This window comes from Arthrobacter sp. GmRoot5-12 (assembly GCF_059739365.1).
The window spans coordinates 3,323,261-3,337,982 of the sequence record NZ_AP046056.1; the positions used below are offsets into that span (position 1 = coordinate 3,323,261).

Genomic DNA, 14,722 nt, shown 5'->3' on the forward strand with positions numbered 1-14,722 from the left:
GAATCAATGTTCGTGGCTCTAACTATTGGCATCGTCGGACTGCCCAACGTCGGCAAATCAACCCTCTTCAACGCGCTCACCCGCAACCAGGTCCTGGCCGCGAACTACCCGTTCGCCACCATTGAACCGAACGTCGGTGTAGTGAACCTCCCGGACCCCAGGCTCCAGAAGCTCGCCGGGATCTTCGGCTCGCAGCGTGTCCTGCCTGCCGCCGTGTCCTTCGTCGACATCGCAGGCATCGTCAAGGGTGCGTCGGAGGGGGAGGGGCTGGGCAACCAGTTCCTGGCCAACATCCGCGAGGCTGAAGCCATCGCCGAGGTTGTCCGGGTCTTCGATGACCCCGACGTGGTGCACGTCGACGGCAAGGTGGATCCCCGCTCGGACATGGAAACCATCAACACCGAGCTGATCCTCGCCGACCTGCAGACCATCGAAAAGGCCATCCCGCGGATCGAAAAGGAAGTCAAGATCAAGAAGCGGGAGGCCGCCGAGCTTGCGGCCATCAAGGCCGCGCAGGCGGTCCTGGAACGGGGTGACACCATCTACTCCTCCATCAAGAGCGACAAGCTGGAGATGGAGCACCTCAAGGAGCTGGGGCTGCTGACGGCCAAACCCTTCATCTACGTTTTCAATGCGGATGAAGCCATCCTGGGCAGCCCGGAAAAGCAGGAGGAGCTGCGCGCCATGGTGGCCCCCGCGGACTGCATCTTCCTTGACGCAAAGCTCGAAGCAGACCTCGTGGAACTCGACGAGGAAGAGGCCCGCGAGATGCTCGAGATGAACGGCCAGGACGAATCCGGCCTGGACCAGCTGGCGCGCGTCGGCTTCCACACCTTGGGGCTGCAGACGTACCTCACTGCCGGGCCCAAGGAAGCGCGGGCCTGGACCATCCGGCAGGGGGACACGGCACCGCAGGCCGCCGGCGTCATCCACTCCGACTTCCAGCGCGGATTCATCAAAGCCGAGGTGGTCTCCTTCAACGACCTCGTGGAGGCCGGCTCCATGGCTGAAGCAAAGTCCCGCGGGAAGGTCCGCATCGAAGGCAAGGAATACGTCATGGCCGACGGCGACGTGGTGGAGTTCCGCTTCAACGTCTGACCGGCCGGACGGCTTATCCTGAGTCTGTAGGGCGTGATCGTGGCGACCCAGTCCCCTCCGGAGAGGGAAAACACAAGGAGGCGGCATGCCGGTCCGGCGTCTGATGCAGTTGCTCATCGCCGTATTGGCGGCTGCCCTGGTTCTTTCAGGCTGCTCAGGCACCAGTGCCCCCTCGGTGGTGGTGGGGGAGGCGAAGCGCGGCGGCAGCGTGACGGTGGCAGAGGTCAATGCCTTCTCCTCGTTCAACCCCTACAGCGCCAACGGCAATACCGACATCAACTCGAAGATCGGTGCCATTACCCACTCCGGCTTCTACTACCTCGATGACAGCTCCAAAGTTGTCCGCAATGACAAGTTCGGGCACTTCGAAAAGGTCTCCGACCAGCCGCTCAAGGTGAAGTACACAGTCAACGAGGGCGTCAAGTGGTCGGACGGTGCGCCAATTGGCGCGGCCGACCTGCTACTAAGCTGGGCCGCCGGGTCAGGCTACTTCGACGACGTCGATCCAGCGGCCGGGAAGGGAACCAAGTACTTCTCCGTGGCGTCTGACACCACCGGGCTGGCAGGCACCCAGTTTCCTGAAATCGGCTCGGACGGCCGGTCCATCACCATCGAGTACGCAGCACCGTATGCCGACTGGGAAGTGGCGTTCGACGTCGGCCTCCCGGCCCACGTCGTCGCCGCCAAGAGCGGGCTGAACGATGAGGAGGACCTGGTTGATCTCCTCAAGGACACCCCGCGGGGCAATCCGGAAAAGCCGGCATCGAACCCCGCGCTCAAGAAGGTCAGCGACTTCTGGAATACCGGTTTCGATACAAAATCCATTCCCGACGATCCGGCACTCTACCTGTCCAGCGGCCCCTACATTGTCCGCGACATCGTCCCGGAGGTTTCAATGAAGCTGGTCCGGAACCGGGACTACGTCTGGGGTTCCGAACCCTGGCTGGACGAGATCAACGTCAGGTTCACCGGGGCAGTGCCGGCCGCAGTTGATGCCCTGCGCAACGGGCAGGCAGACATTATCTCGCCCCGGCCCTCGGCTGCCACGGACAATCTCCTCACGGGCCTGTCCGGCCAAGGCATCACCGTTGAACGGTACAAGCAGTCCGGCTACGACCACCTGGACCTCAACTTCGCCGGACCGTTCGCCGACAAGGACGTCCGGGAAGCGTTCCTCAAGACGGTTCCACGGCAGGCAATCGTGGACGCAGTGCTGGGAAACCAGGTGCCGGACAGCAAGCCGCTGGACTCGCAGGTCTTCCTGCCTGGACAGCCCAAATACGAAGAGACGGTAAAGAACAACGGCTCCTCAAACTACGCCAAGGTGGACATCGACGCCGCAAAGAGCCTCCTGAAGGGCGCAACCCCCACTGTCCGGATTCTCTACAACCGCGACAATCCCAACCGTGCCAGGGCGTTCACCCTGATCCGCGACTCGGCCGTCCTGGCAGGATTCCGGGTGGTGGACGGTGGCCAGGGGAGTGCCGACTGGGCAGCTGCCTTGAGCCGGGGCGGCTATGACGCCGCCTTGTCCGGATGGATTGGGACCGAGGCCGGCGTGAGCCGGGTGCCGCAGATCTTCCGCACCGGGGCAGGCAGCAACTTCACGGGCTATTCCGACGGCGACGCGGACAAGGTCATGGAACAACTGTCCCAGACCACGGATCTGGGCAAACAGGACGAACTCCTGGCCGAGATCGACAAGCACGTCTGGGAGGACGCGTACGGGCTGCCCCTCTACCAAACCCTCGGCACAACTGCCTTCAACTCCAGGGTGGCCGGCGTGAAGACCAGTCCCGGCCCCCTCGGTGTGTGGTGGAACGTATGGGACTGGCGTCTGTCCTGACGCAGCCGCGTTTCCTTTAGGTCTTCCGGCCCTTGCGGCTAGCCGCGCCAGCCGATTCGCCGTCTGGCTTACCGGCGAGTAGCATGTGACGTGCCTAACTATCCACTGTGGCCTGGGGCATTTGACTGCGCCGGTCACGGTTTGGCAACGGAGTACCAGTATCTGGACTTTGTGCGGTTAGGCTAACCCGTATATGTAGGTTTCGTCACAGCGGTGTGCTGCGTCCGGCCTGCAGGGAAGCACAAGATTCCCCTATACATCTCTCCCACAACTCATAGGAGGCGGAATGCGTTTTACGCGCACTTCCAAAGCACTGGGCATCGTGGCCATCACCGCGCTTGCCCTGACCGGGTGCGGCGCCGGCGGCGGCGGCAGCACCAACGGGTCCAGCAACGCTGCCGGCGACCCGAACAAGGTGATCACCGCTTACAACAGCGAACCGCAAAACCCGTTGCTGCCGGCAAACACCAATGAAACGAATGGCGGCCGCGTCATCAACCTGCTTTTCGAAGGCCTCCGCACGTATGATGCCGACGGCAAAGCAGTGAACTCGCTGGCCGAGTCCATCGACTCCTCCGACGCACAGAACTGGACCATCAAGGTCAAGCAGGGCCAGAAGTTCACCAATGGTGAAGCCATCACCGCCAAGACCTTCGTCGACTCCTGGAACTTTGCGGCCAACTCCAAGAACCTGCAGAACAACAGCTTCTTCTTCGAGTCCATCGCCGGCTATGAGGACGTCTCAGCCGTAACTACGGAGAAATCCGCGGACGGCAAGACCACCACCACGCCCGCTCCCAAGGCCGACAAGATGTCCGGCCTGGCAGCAACTGATGATTCCACGATCACGGTCAAGCTCACCCAGCCTGAGGCCGACTGGTCCCTGCGCTTGGGGTACTCCGCCTTCTACCCGCTGCCCTCGGCCGCGCTGGCGGACCCGAAGACCTTTGGGGAGAACCCCATCGGCAATGGTCCCTACAAGTTCGAAAAGCAGGGAGCCTGGGTCCATGACCAGTCGATTGCCCTGGTAAAGAACGCTGACTACAAGGGCCCGCGTGAGGCCAAAAACGGTGGTATCACCTTCAAGTTCTATACCGACCCGGGCCCCGCGTACACGGACCTGCAGGCCGATAACCTCGACATCACCGATGTTCTGCCGTCCAACGCCACAAAGACCTATGTCAACGACTTCCCGGACCGCAACGCCACCAAGCCTGTTGCCACCAACGCCACGCTGAATATTCCGGGCTACAACCCGAACTTCCAGGGTGAAGCCGGAAAGCTGCGCCGCCAGGCCCTGTCCTACGCCATCAACCGTGAAGAAATCACGAAGGTTGTCTTCAACGGCACCCGCACCCCGGCCAAGGCCTTTGCCCCGCCGGTCATCGATGGCTTCAAGGAAGGCCTTAAGGGCAGCGAAGTCCTGAAATTCGACGCCGCCAAGGCAAAGGACCTCTGGACGCAGGCTGAAAAGATCAAGCCTTACGACAGCTCCAAGCCGCTCCAGATCGCCTCCAACACCGACGGCGGCCACAAGGAATGGATCGACGCCGTCGCCAACGGCTTCAAGAACAACCTCGGCATCCAGGCTGAAATCCAGCCCTTCGCCAAGTTCGCTGAAGTTCTGAACCTCCGCAAGTCCCAGCAGCTGCCCGGCCTGACCCGCGCCGGCTGGCAGGGTGACTACCCGTCGCTGTACAACTTCCTGGGACCGGTCTGGGCAACGGGCGCTTCCTCCAACTACGAGAAGTACTCGAACCCCGAGTTCGACAAGCTGCTCAAGGAGGGCCTCGCCGCCAAGAGCACGGATGACGCGAACGCCAAGTTCAACCAGGCACAGGAGGTTCTGTTCCAGGACCTTCCGGGCCTGCCGCTTTGGGACTATGCCAAGGCAATTGTGTGGAGCAACAACGTTGCGAAGGCCGAGACCGGCTGGAACGGCGAAATTCTCTACTACAACATCACGGCAAAGTAGCTCCAGATCTAACTTGTTGTGAGGCGCACTGGGGGTCCGGTTACAGCCGGGCCCCCATTCGCTTGCCACGGCAGGAAGGCACTCATGAACCCGTTCTCCCCTCTACCGGAAGGCAGGTAATCCTGTGGTCCGGTTTATTCTTCGCCGACTCCTGCAGGTGATCCCTGTCTTCCTCGGCACCACGCTGCTCGTCTACTACATGGTGTTCGCCCTGCCCGGCGACCCCATCGCGGCGCTCTTCGGCGACCGACAGCCCCCGCAGTCAGTCATCGACACCCTGCGCAGCCAGTACAACCTGGACCAGCCGTTCTGGGTCCAGTACGGCCTGTTTCTCAAGAACCTTTTCACCTTTAACCTTGGCAATGACTTCACGGGACAGCCCATCGCGGCCACTTTGGCCCGGGTCTTCCCCGTGACCGCCATGCTCGCGGTCGAGGCGCTGATTATTCAGGCCGTCTTCGGAGTGGCGTTCGGCGTCTTCGCCGGTCTCCGCCGCGGCGGCTGGTTCGACTCCACCGTCCTCGTGGCCTCGCTGGTGGTTATCGCCGTCCCCACCTTCGTGCTGGGCTTCGTCTTCCAGCTCGTCTTCGGCGTCCAGCTCGGCTGGGCCAAACCCACAGTAGGAGCCAATGCGGACTGGGGAAATCTGCTGCTACCGGCAGTAGTCCTGGGACTTGTCTCGTTCGCCTATGTCCTCCGCCTGACCCGTGCGTCAGTCAGCGAGGGCATGAACGCCGACTTCGTCCGGACAGCCACCGCCAAGGGCCTTTCCCGGCCCCGGGTGGTCCTGGCGCACATCCTGCGCAACTCGCTGATCCCGGTGGTGACCTACCTGGGCGCCAACCTCGGCGGCCTGATGGGCGGCGCCATTGTTACCGAGGGCATCTTCAATGTTCCCGGCGTAGGCAACAAGCTCTACCAGGCTGTCCTTCGCACTGAGGGACCCACCATCGTCTCCATCGTCAGCGTGCTGGTGCTGGTGTTCGTGGTGGCCAACCTGCTTGTCGATCTCCTGTACGCCTGGCTTGACCCGAGGATCCGCTATGACCAGTAACAACAGCCACTTTGTGGCCCCCATCGACGAGACGCCGCTGCAGGCGACGGACGCCGTCAAGACTGACCAGGCCCCGCTCAGCCTTTGGGCAGACGCCTGGCGCAAGCTTCGCCGTCGTCCGCTGTTCATCATTTCGGCTTTTCTTATCCTGGTGCTGATCGTCGTAGCGCTGTTCCCTGGCTTGTTCTCGTCGGTGCCGCCGAACGAGGGCTGCGAGCTCGCAAACTCAGAAGGCGGACCTGCGCCAGGGCATCCATTCGGCTTCACCTTCCAGGGCTGCGACGTTTACTCCAGGGTCGTCCACGGCACGCAGGCTTCACTATCGGTAGGTATCCTTTCCGTCCTCTGCGTCCTGGTCATCGGGGTGACCTTCGGTGCCCTCGCCGGCTTCTATGGCGGTTGGCTGGACACCATCCTCGCGCGTCTTGGTGACATCTTTTTCGCCTTGCCTTTGATCCTCGGGGCGCTTGTCATCACACAGTTGCCCATGTTCAGGGAAAACAAGAGTGTTTGGACCGTGGTCTTTGTCATCTCGCTCCTGGCGTGGCCGCAAATGGCCCGCATCACCCGGGGCGCTGTCATCGAGGTGCGCAATGCGGACTTCGTGACAGCAGCCCGTGCCCTGGGTGTCTCGAAATTCGGAACGCTGGTGAAGCACGTCCTTCCGAACGCCCTCGCACCTGTGATTGTTCTTGCCACCCTCGAACTCGGCGTATTCATCGTGGCGGAAGCCACCCTTTCGTTCCTGGGGATTGGGTTGCCCGAGGGGGTTATGTCCTGGGGGCACGATATCTCCGCAGCACAGACGTCCATACGAACGCATCCGCAGATCATGCTCTACCCGGCCGCCGCGCTCTCCCTTACGGTGTTGAGCTTCATCATGCTGGGCGACGCCGTGCGCGACGCCCTTGACCCGAAGAGCCGTCAGCGATGAGAGATAAAGAGATGACAACTCCAGAAGTCCGCATCGATGAGGCCGGCACCACCGGCGTCAGGCCGCTGCTCGAAATCCGTGACCTGGCCATCACCTTCAAGACCGGCGGCGGTGAAGTCCAGGCTGTCCGGGACGCGCACCTGACCATCATGCCCGGCGAAACCGTCGCGATCGTGGGGGAGTCCGGCTCCGGAAAGTCCACCACTGCCCTGGCAGCCATCGGCCTCCTGCCCAACAACGGCAGGGTGTCCAGTGGACAGATCCTGCTCGACGGCGAGGACATCGCCCACGCCAGCGAGCACCGCATGATCGAACTGCGCGGCAACACCATCGGCATGGTCCCGCAGGACCCCATGTCCAACCTGAACCCCGTGTGGAAGATCGGTTACCAGGTGAGGGAAACTCTGAAGGCGAACGGCCGTCCCAGCGGGCCGGACGACATCGCCAAGGTGCTCTCCCAGGCAGGCCTGCCGGATGCCAAGCGGCGGGCCAACCAGTACCCGCACGAGTTCTCGGGCGGCATGCGCCAGCGCGCGCTGATCGCGATTGGCCTGTCCTGCCAGCCACGCCTGCTGATCGCGGACGAACCGACGTCGGCCCTCGACGTCACCGTCCAGCGGCAGATCCTGGACCACCTGGAAACCATGACCAACGAGCTGGGCACCTCGGTCCTGCTGATCACCCACGACCTGGGCCTTGCAGCCGAGCGCGCGGACAAGGTCGTGGTCATGTACCAGGGCCGCGTCGTTGAAGCGGGACCGTCGCTGGAACTTCTCCGCAACCCGCAGCACCCCTACACCAAGCGGCTCGTGGAGTCCGCTCCGTCGCTTGCCAGCCGCCGTATCCAGGTGGCCAAGGAGCAGGGCGTGGAGACGGCGGACCTCCTTGCGCCCGCCGCTGAAACGGTGAAGTCCGATACCTTCCTGCAGATCCAGGACCTGCGGAAGGTGTACAAGCTCCGCCAGGGGCTGGGCAAGACCACGGACTTCGCCGCCGTCGACGGCGTGAGCTTCGACGTCCGGCGTGGCACCACGACGGCGATCGTGGGGGAGTCGGGTTCCGGCAAGTCCACAGTGGCCAAGATGGTGCTCCAGCTTGAGAAGCCGACGGACGGCAGGATCCTGTTCGACGGCGTCGACACCTCCGCCCTGAAGCCTGCCGAACTGTTCAAGTTCCGCAGGCGGGTCCAGCCGATCTTCCAGGACCCGTACGGTTCGCTCGATCCGATGTACAACATCTACCGCACCATCGAGGAACCGCTGCGGGTCCACAAGATCGGCGACCAGGCCAGCCGGGAAAAGAAAGTCCGGACGCTGCTGGACCAGGTGGCGCTGCCCCAGTCCGCCATGCAGCGGTATCCGAACGAGCTGTCAGGCGGGCAGCGGCAACGCGTTGCCATTGCCAGGGCGCTGGCGCTGGACCCCGAAGTCATCATCTGTGACGAGGCTGTCTCTGCGCTGGACGTGCTGGTGCAGGCCCAGGTGCTCAACCTGCTTGCCGACCTGCAGGCCAACCTTGGACTGACCTACCTGTTCATCACGCATGACCTTGCCGTCGTCCGGCAGATCGCAGACCACGTGTGCGTGATGGAGAAGGGCCGCCTGGTGGAAACCGGGTCCACAGACGACGTCTTCGAAGCGCCTAAGCAGGACTACACCAAAGCGCTGCTGAACGCCATCCCCGGTGCGAAGCTGATGCTTCCTCCTGAGGTGGCGTAGCGGAACGTTTTCGCTGAACGGCTTGAGCCGGGATCTTCGGGTCCCGGCTCAAGCTGTTTCACTGCTCCACTGCCGGTTTCCGGTCCAGTCCCAGTTCGCGCAGCCTGTGCTCAAGAATCCCACCGAGCGCCACACGGCCTTCGGCGTTCATGTGGACGGCATCCGCCAGGTCTTTCGCCAGTCCGTACCGGGTGAGCCAGTCGCCCACGGAAACAAAGGGAAGTCCGTTGGCTGCTGCCACGGCACCCAGCAGAGCGTCCACCTCGCTGCGGCGCCCACCGCCGTCGTTTGCTCCCCGCGCCAGGGTGCCTATCATGGCAATCCTCGTGCCGGGATAGCGGGTCCGCAGTTCGGCAAGCAACCGCTGGGCGTTTCCTGCGATCTGCGCGTTGCCGGCGCCCCCGGCGGCGTCGTTCCCGCCACCCTCAATCACGATCAGTGCCGGCGTTCCGGCGGGAAGCAGCCAGTCCCCGCGCTGCAGGGCATCGATGTAATTGCCCGTGGAGCCGTTCGCCGCCACGAAGCCTGTGCCGCCGCGGCCGCAGAAGTAGACGTTGTAGCCGGCAGCGGCGAGGCCCAGGCGCGGCCAGCCATCCGCGGGTTCCGACTGTGAATCGCCAATCAGCAGCACGGTCCTGCTGATGTCCGGAACCACCGCCTCGAGCCGTCCGTTTCCGGGATTGCGGATCCGGGACGTGGCCACCACGGCCGGTTTCGCTCCTGCGCCGCCGGCTTGCCCCGCGGCCGCCTGTCCGTCCGCCGGCTGCCCGGCTGCCGCCCGTGCCAGGCCGCCCTGGGGAGAGTCCCCGGACAGTGCACAGCCGGCGAGTCCGAGCACTGCCGATACTGCGACCAGGCCGGACACAGCGGCGGCGGCAGCCCGGGCGGCACCCCGCGGTGTGCTGGCCTTGGCTGGGGGCATCGTTGGCTCCGGCGGTCTCGGAAGTGGGCTGTGTCACAGTCATCATGCCACGTACGCGGAAGTGGGAGTGAACTTAGTCACATGCCGGATCGGTTGGGCCTGATCGCGGCATTCCCGGCGCCGGCAAATCTGCCGGAATTTAGGCCAACAAATGGCTGGGCGGCTAGAATAGAGGAAGGCGCCCTGTGCCAAGGGCCTTGTCCGTCGTGCGTTCCAGTTGGAAATGTCGCGATACAACAGCTGACTCCACTGAATCGAGCCATTACGCATGTCTGAAACCACCACCAACACCGCGGTAGCCACTGCATCGCGCAGTGACCTGCGCAACGTCGCGATTGTGGCCCACGTTGACCACGGCAAGACCACCCTGGTCGACGCCATGCTCAAGCAGACCAACTCCTTTGCCGAGCACAACCACCTTGAGGACCGGGTGATGGACTCCGGTGACCTGGAGCGCGAAAAGGGCATCACCATCCTGGCCAAGAACACTACGGTGGCCTACAACGGTCCGTCTTCCAACGGCGAGACCATCACCATCAACGTCATCGACACCCCCGGCCACGCCGACTTCGGCGGCGAGGTGGAGCGCGGCCTGTCCATGGTGGACGGCGTCGTCCTCCTCGTTGACGCCTCTGAGGGCCCGCTGCCCCAGACCCGCTTCGTGCTGCGCAAGGCCCTTGCCGCGCACCTTCCCGTGATCCTGCTGGTCAACAAGACCGACCGTCCCGATGCCCGCATCGACGAAGTGGTCCACGAGTCCATGGACCTGCTCCTGGGCCTGGCCTCCGACCTTGCCGACGAGGTGCCGGACCTGGACCTGGACAAGGTCCTGGAAGTTCCCGTTGTCTACGCCGCCGCCAAGGTTGGCCGCGCATCGCTGGAGCAGCCCGCCAACGGTGCCGCCCCGGACAACGAGGACCTTGAGCCGCTGTTCAAGACCATCATCGAACACATCCCGGCTCCCACCTACAACCCCGAAGGTGTCCTGCAGGCGCACGTCACCAACCTGGACGCTTCCCCGTTCCTGGGCCGCCTGGCGCTGCTGCGCATCTACAACGGCACCCTGCGCAAGGGCCAGACAGTTGCCTGGGCCCGCGCCAACGGTGAACTCAAGAACGTCAAGATCACCGAACTCCTGGCCACCAAGGCGCTGGACCGCGTTCCGGCGGAATCCGCCGGACCGGGCGAAATCGTCGCCGTCGCCGGCATCGAGGAAATCACCATCGGTGAGACCCTGACCGACGCCGAGAACCCGCAGCCGCTGCCGCTGATCACCGTGGACGATCCCGCGATCTCCATGACCATCGGTATCAACACCTCGCCGCTGGCCGGCAAGGTCAAGGGCGCCAAGGTCACCGCCCGCCAGGTCAAGGACCGCCTGGACAAGGAACTGATCGGTAACGTCTCCATCAAGGTGCTCCCCACCGAGCGTCCGGATGCCTGGGAAGTCCAGGGCCGTGGCGAGCTGGCGCTGGCCATCCTGGTTGAGCAGATGCGCCGTGAAGGCTTCGAACTGACCGTTGGCAAGCCGCAGGTTGTCACCAAGACCGTTGACGGCAAGATCCACGAGCCGATGGAGCACATGACCATCGACGTGCCCGAGGAATACCTGGGCGCCGTCACGCAGCTGATGGCTGCCCGCAAGGGCCGGATGACCAACATGGCCAACCACGGCACCGGCTGGTGCCGCATGGAGTTCATCGTTCCCGCCCGCGGCCTGATCGGCTTCCGCACCCGGTTCCTCACCGACACCCGCGGCGCCGGCATCGCAGCGTCCATCTCCGAAGGCTACGAGCCCTGGGCCGGCCCCATCGAGTACCGCACCAACGGCTCCATGGTTGCTGACCGTGCCGGTGTTGTGACCCCGTTCGCCATGATCAACCTGCAGGAACGCGGCTCCTTCTTCGTGAAGCCCACCTCCGAGGTGTACGAGGGCATGATCGTGGGCGAGAACTCCCGCGCCGACGACATGGACGTCAACATCACCAAGGAAAAGAAGCTCACCAACATGCGTGCCGCTTCCTCCGACACCTTCGAGAACCTGACCCCGCCGCGCGAGCTCACCCTCGAGGAATCGCTGGAATTCGCCCGCGAGGACGAGTGCGTCGAGGTGACCCCGGAAGCCATCCGCATCCGCAAGGTCATCCTGGACACCAACGAGCGCGCCAAGGCCAACCGCGCCCGCGCCAAGGCATAGCAACGCCTGAACGCAAAGAATGCCACCGGTATTGCACCGGTGGCATTCTGCGTTAAGCCGGGCGGCGCGGCCAACCCAGGCCTCGATGCGCAGGGACGGCGTGGGCGCACTGGGCGCCTACTTCGGCGCCAGGGTCCGTTCTCCACATAGCCGTTTCCACCACCTGCGGATGCTCGCCGCGAGGCGCAGGCTTCAGACATGCGAACTATTTCTGAAGCGCTGGCTGCCTTGGGCGGCGTTGCGGGCACCCGAACACTGTTACTGGCCGGCGTCTCCCGCCGATGTCTGGAAGCCGGACTATCAGACGGCTCCGTCCAAAGGATCGCCCGCGGCGTATTCGCCCTTCCGGATGCTGACCCCATGCTTATCCATGCGGCGCGCCATCACGCCGCACCTGGTTGCGTCACGGCCGCAGTGGCATCCGGGTTATGGGTGATCAAGGTTCCGGATAGGCCGCATCTTGCCGCTCGCCATGGCAGGCCAATAGCCGGCTGTATGGTGCACCGCAGCGACCTTCCGTTGACTCCTCTGGACGTCGTCTGCCAGTCTCTCCGCTGTCTGCCCCCTCTTGAGGGACTGACTATCGCGGAGTCCGCCGTCAAGAAAGGCCAAATCCAACTCGCGGAGCTGCGGGCGCGGTTTCCGGCCGCCCGTGAAAAGGCCCTGCTGAACCTGGTTGGCAGAATCCGACCCCAGTCCGGCTCCATCATCGAAACCATCGCCCGGTATCTGCTTGAAGAAGCGGGGCTTACAGTCGAGTTGCAGGTGCACATTCCTGGCATGGGCCACCTGGATCTCCTTGTTGATGGGCTGCTGGGCATTGAGGCGGACGGCTATGCCCATCACAGCAGCCGGGAGGCCTATCGGGAAGACAGGCGGCGTTGGAATGTCACCGTCATCAGGGGTGTCCCAACTCTCCGGGTGACGTTCGAGATGCTGGTCCGCGACCCCGCGGAGTTCGTTGGAATCGTCCGTAAGGCACTTGCCATGTACGGGACGGCGCGATGAAGCCCGGGATCAGCGCGCAGGAGCAGTCCGGGCGCACCGGGAGCGGCAGTCAGCGCACGGCCGGGCGGCGCGGGGGAGCAGGCGGGACCTCCTTGGCGGCCACCACCTGCCCAAGGGGAATAACGACGTCGGCCTGCCGGGTGCGGACTGTACAGGAACCGGCGTCGCAGGCCAGCAGGTGACCCAGGGCGTCCGTGAGGCCTCCTTCGATCCGGTAACGCACCACCACGCGGATGCCGGGCGCAGCCGAGGCAAGGAAGCGGGCGGGTGCGGGTAGTGGCTGATTCACCAGTTCATACTAGGTGCGCCGGCTAGGTTCGCGGGAACGGGCTGGGGGATAATAGGCTCAGATGTCAACAGTCCGGCCGTGCTGCCGGATGCAAGAGCCGGCGGGAAGCCGGAACCCAACGTGGAGAGGCCAGGGACGTGACGTACGTAATCGCGCAGCCGTGTGTGGATGTTAAGGACAAGGCATGTATTGAGGAGTGCCCGGTCGACTGCATCTATGAGGGCGAGCGTTCGCTGTACATCCATCCGGACGAATGCGTTGACTGCGGCGCCTGTGAACCGGTGTGCCCGGTGGAGGCCATCTACTACGAGGATGACACCCCCGAGGAATGGGCCGACTACTACAAGGCCAATGTTGAGTTCTTCGATGACCTCGGGTCCCCGGGTGGCGCGGCCAAGGTCGGCAACACGGGCAAGGACCACCCCATGATCGCCGCCCTGCCGCCGCAGAACCAAGACCACTGACGCGGACGCAAGCCGTGACCGCAGCAACGAATTCGTTTGGCCTGGACCTGCCCGACTACCCGTGGGAGGCCATGGCGCCGTACCTGGCGAAGGCTTCGGAGCATCCCGGCGGAGCCGTGAACCTGTCGATCGGGACACCCGTCGATCCCACGCCGCAGCTGATACAGGATGCACTGAAGGCGGCCGCGAATGCCCCGGGATATCCCACGGTGCACGGCACCCCGGCGCTCCGGGAAGCCATTGCGGGCTGGTTCGAGCGCCAGCGCGGCGTGTCCGGCCTTGATCCCCGGAACATCATGCCCACGGTGGGGTCCAAGGAACTCGTTGCGTGGCTTCCGCTGCTGCTGGGCCTCAAGCCGGGGGACGTCGTCGTACGCCCCAAGGTGGCCTACCCGACGTACGATATCGGCGCCACCCTCGCAGGCGTCACCTCCGTGGCTACGGACAACCTGGACGAACTCGATGACGCCACCCGCTCGCGCGTCCGCCTCATCTGGGTCAATTCCCCCGGGAACCCCACGGGAAGCGTCCGGGGCATCGAATCCCTCAAGGCGCTTGTGGAACAGGCGCGTGAGCTGGGTGCCGTGGTGGCCTCGGACGAATGCTATGCCGAACTCGGATGGGGGGACTGGGACGTCCAGCGCGGCGGCCGGCGCGTTCCCAGCATCCTGGACCCGCAGGTGGCGGGCGGCTCCCACCAGGGCCTGCTTGCCGTGTACTCGCTGAGCAAGCAGTCCAACGTCGCCGGCTACCGCGCGGCATTCGTGGCCGGTGATCCGGACCTGATGCCCAACCTGGTCAACAGCCGCAAGCACGCGGGCATGATTGTCCCTTACCCGGTCCAGGAGGCCATGCGCGTGGCCCTGGGGGATGACTCCCACGTCGAGGCCCAAAAGGACCTGTACAGGGGCCGGCGGGAGCGGCTGGTGCCCGCCCTGCTGGACTTCGGCCTGGAGATCAAGGATTCCGACGCCGGGCTGTACCTTTGGTCGACGGCGGGGGAGGACACGTGGGACACGGTGGCCCGCCTGGCTGACCGCGGCATTGTGGTGGGACCCGGCGTCTTCTACGGGGACGCCGGCAACGGCTATGTCCGCGTTGCCCTCACCGGATCCGACGAGCGGATCGATGCGGCCGTGGCACGCCTGGCCGGATCAGGCTCCTAAGGGTACGTAATAATCGTGTGACTCGCCCCACATCCGGCGCGTTTTACGGTG

The 14,722-nt window shown here is 64.1% G+C and carries 12 protein-coding genes; 10 read left to right on the forward strand and 2 right to left on the reverse strand.

Features of this window, described 5'->3' with window-relative positions; genetic code table 11:
- The first annotated feature begins 12 nt into the window (after positions 1 to 12).
- The 6 genes from ychF to AC6JAM_RS15420 all read left to right on the forward strand — a co-directional run bounded on the left by ychF (position 13) and on the right by AC6JAM_RS15420 (position 8,625).
- Positions 13 to 1,098: a redox-regulated ATPase YchF gene (gene ychF, locus AC6JAM_RS15395; RefSeq protein ID WP_026265763.1), complete on the forward strand. Its 1,086-nt coding sequence runs from the start codon at positions 13 to 15 to the stop codon at positions 1,096 to 1,098.
- Positions 1,099 to 1,183: 85 nt separating this feature from the next.
- Entirely contained in the window at positions 1,184 to 2,944 is a 1,761-nt protein-coding gene (locus AC6JAM_RS15400; RefSeq protein WP_497935210.1) for an ABC transporter family substrate-binding protein, read from the forward strand.
- A 286-nt stretch (positions 2,945 to 3,230) separates the two neighbouring features.
- Positions 3,231 to 4,919 carry a peptide ABC transporter substrate-binding protein gene (locus tag AC6JAM_RS15405; RefSeq protein WP_497935211.1) on the forward strand — a complete coding sequence of 563 codons (1,689 nt, stop codon included), beginning with the start codon at positions 3,231 to 3,233 and terminating at the stop codon, positions 4,917 to 4,919.
- Positions 4,920 to 5,043: 124 nt separating this feature from the next.
- Positions 5,044 to 5,973, forward strand: coding sequence for an ABC transporter permease (locus AC6JAM_RS15410; RefSeq protein WP_142117098.1), 930 nt, complete (start codon positions 5,044 to 5,046; stop codon positions 5,971 to 5,973).
- Positions 5,963 to 6,907: an ABC transporter permease gene (locus AC6JAM_RS15415; protein ID WP_497935212.1), complete on the forward strand. Its 945-nt coding sequence runs from the start codon at positions 5,963 to 5,965 to the stop codon at positions 6,905 to 6,907. The genes AC6JAM_RS15410 and AC6JAM_RS15415 overlap by 11 nt, the downstream gene beginning before the upstream one ends.
- Positions 6,908 to 6,918: 11 nt before the next feature.
- Complete coding sequence (locus AC6JAM_RS15420; protein ID WP_497935213.1) at positions 6,919 to 8,625, forward strand: ABC transporter ATP-binding protein; 1,707 nt, start codon at positions 6,919 to 6,921, stop codon at positions 8,623 to 8,625.
- 58 nt (positions 8,626 to 8,683) lie between these two features.
- Here the strand turns inward: AC6JAM_RS15420 and AC6JAM_RS15425 are convergent, their stop codons facing one another.
- Positions 8,684 to 9,547, reverse strand: coding sequence for an SGNH/GDSL hydrolase family protein (locus tag AC6JAM_RS15425; RefSeq protein ID WP_268001695.1), 864 nt, complete (start codon positions 9,545 to 9,547; stop codon positions 8,684 to 8,686).
- Positions 9,548 to 9,815: 268 nt separating this feature from the next.
- On the opposite strand from AC6JAM_RS15425, the gene typA reads away from it, so the two are divergent.
- Both typA and AC6JAM_RS15435 read left to right on the forward strand, forming a co-directional pair.
- On the forward strand, positions 9,816 to 11,744 hold the full coding sequence (gene typA / locus AC6JAM_RS15430; RefSeq protein ID WP_018768610.1) for a translational GTPase TypA: 1,929 nt from the start codon (positions 9,816 to 9,818) through the stop codon (positions 11,742 to 11,744).
- 198 nt (positions 11,745 to 11,942) lie between these two features.
- Complete coding sequence (locus AC6JAM_RS15435; protein WP_497935214.1) at positions 11,943 to 12,752, forward strand: putative endonuclease domain-containing protein; 810 nt, start codon at positions 11,943 to 11,945, stop codon at positions 12,750 to 12,752.
- A 49-nt stretch (positions 12,753 to 12,801) separates the two neighbouring features.
- On the opposite strand, the gene AC6JAM_RS15440 is transcribed toward AC6JAM_RS15435, so the two are convergent.
- A complete protein-coding gene (locus AC6JAM_RS15440) occupies positions 12,802 to 13,041 on the reverse strand; it encodes a putative acetyltransferase (protein ID WP_497935215.1) in 240 nt (79 codons plus the stop codon).
- Between the two features lie 137 nt (positions 13,042 to 13,178).
- On the opposite strand from AC6JAM_RS15440, the gene fdxA reads away from it, so the two are divergent.
- Positions 13,179 to 13,505: a ferredoxin gene (fdxA, locus tag AC6JAM_RS15445; protein ID WP_026265673.1), complete on the forward strand. Its 327-nt coding sequence runs from the start codon at positions 13,179 to 13,181 to the stop codon at positions 13,503 to 13,505.
- 14 nt (positions 13,506 to 13,519) lie between these two features.
- Positions 13,520 to 14,671: a succinyldiaminopimelate transaminase gene (gene dapC, locus AC6JAM_RS15450; protein WP_497935216.1), complete on the forward strand. Its 1,152-nt coding sequence runs from the start codon at positions 13,520 to 13,522 to the stop codon at positions 14,669 to 14,671.
- Positions 14,672 to 14,722 lie beyond the last annotated feature (51 nt).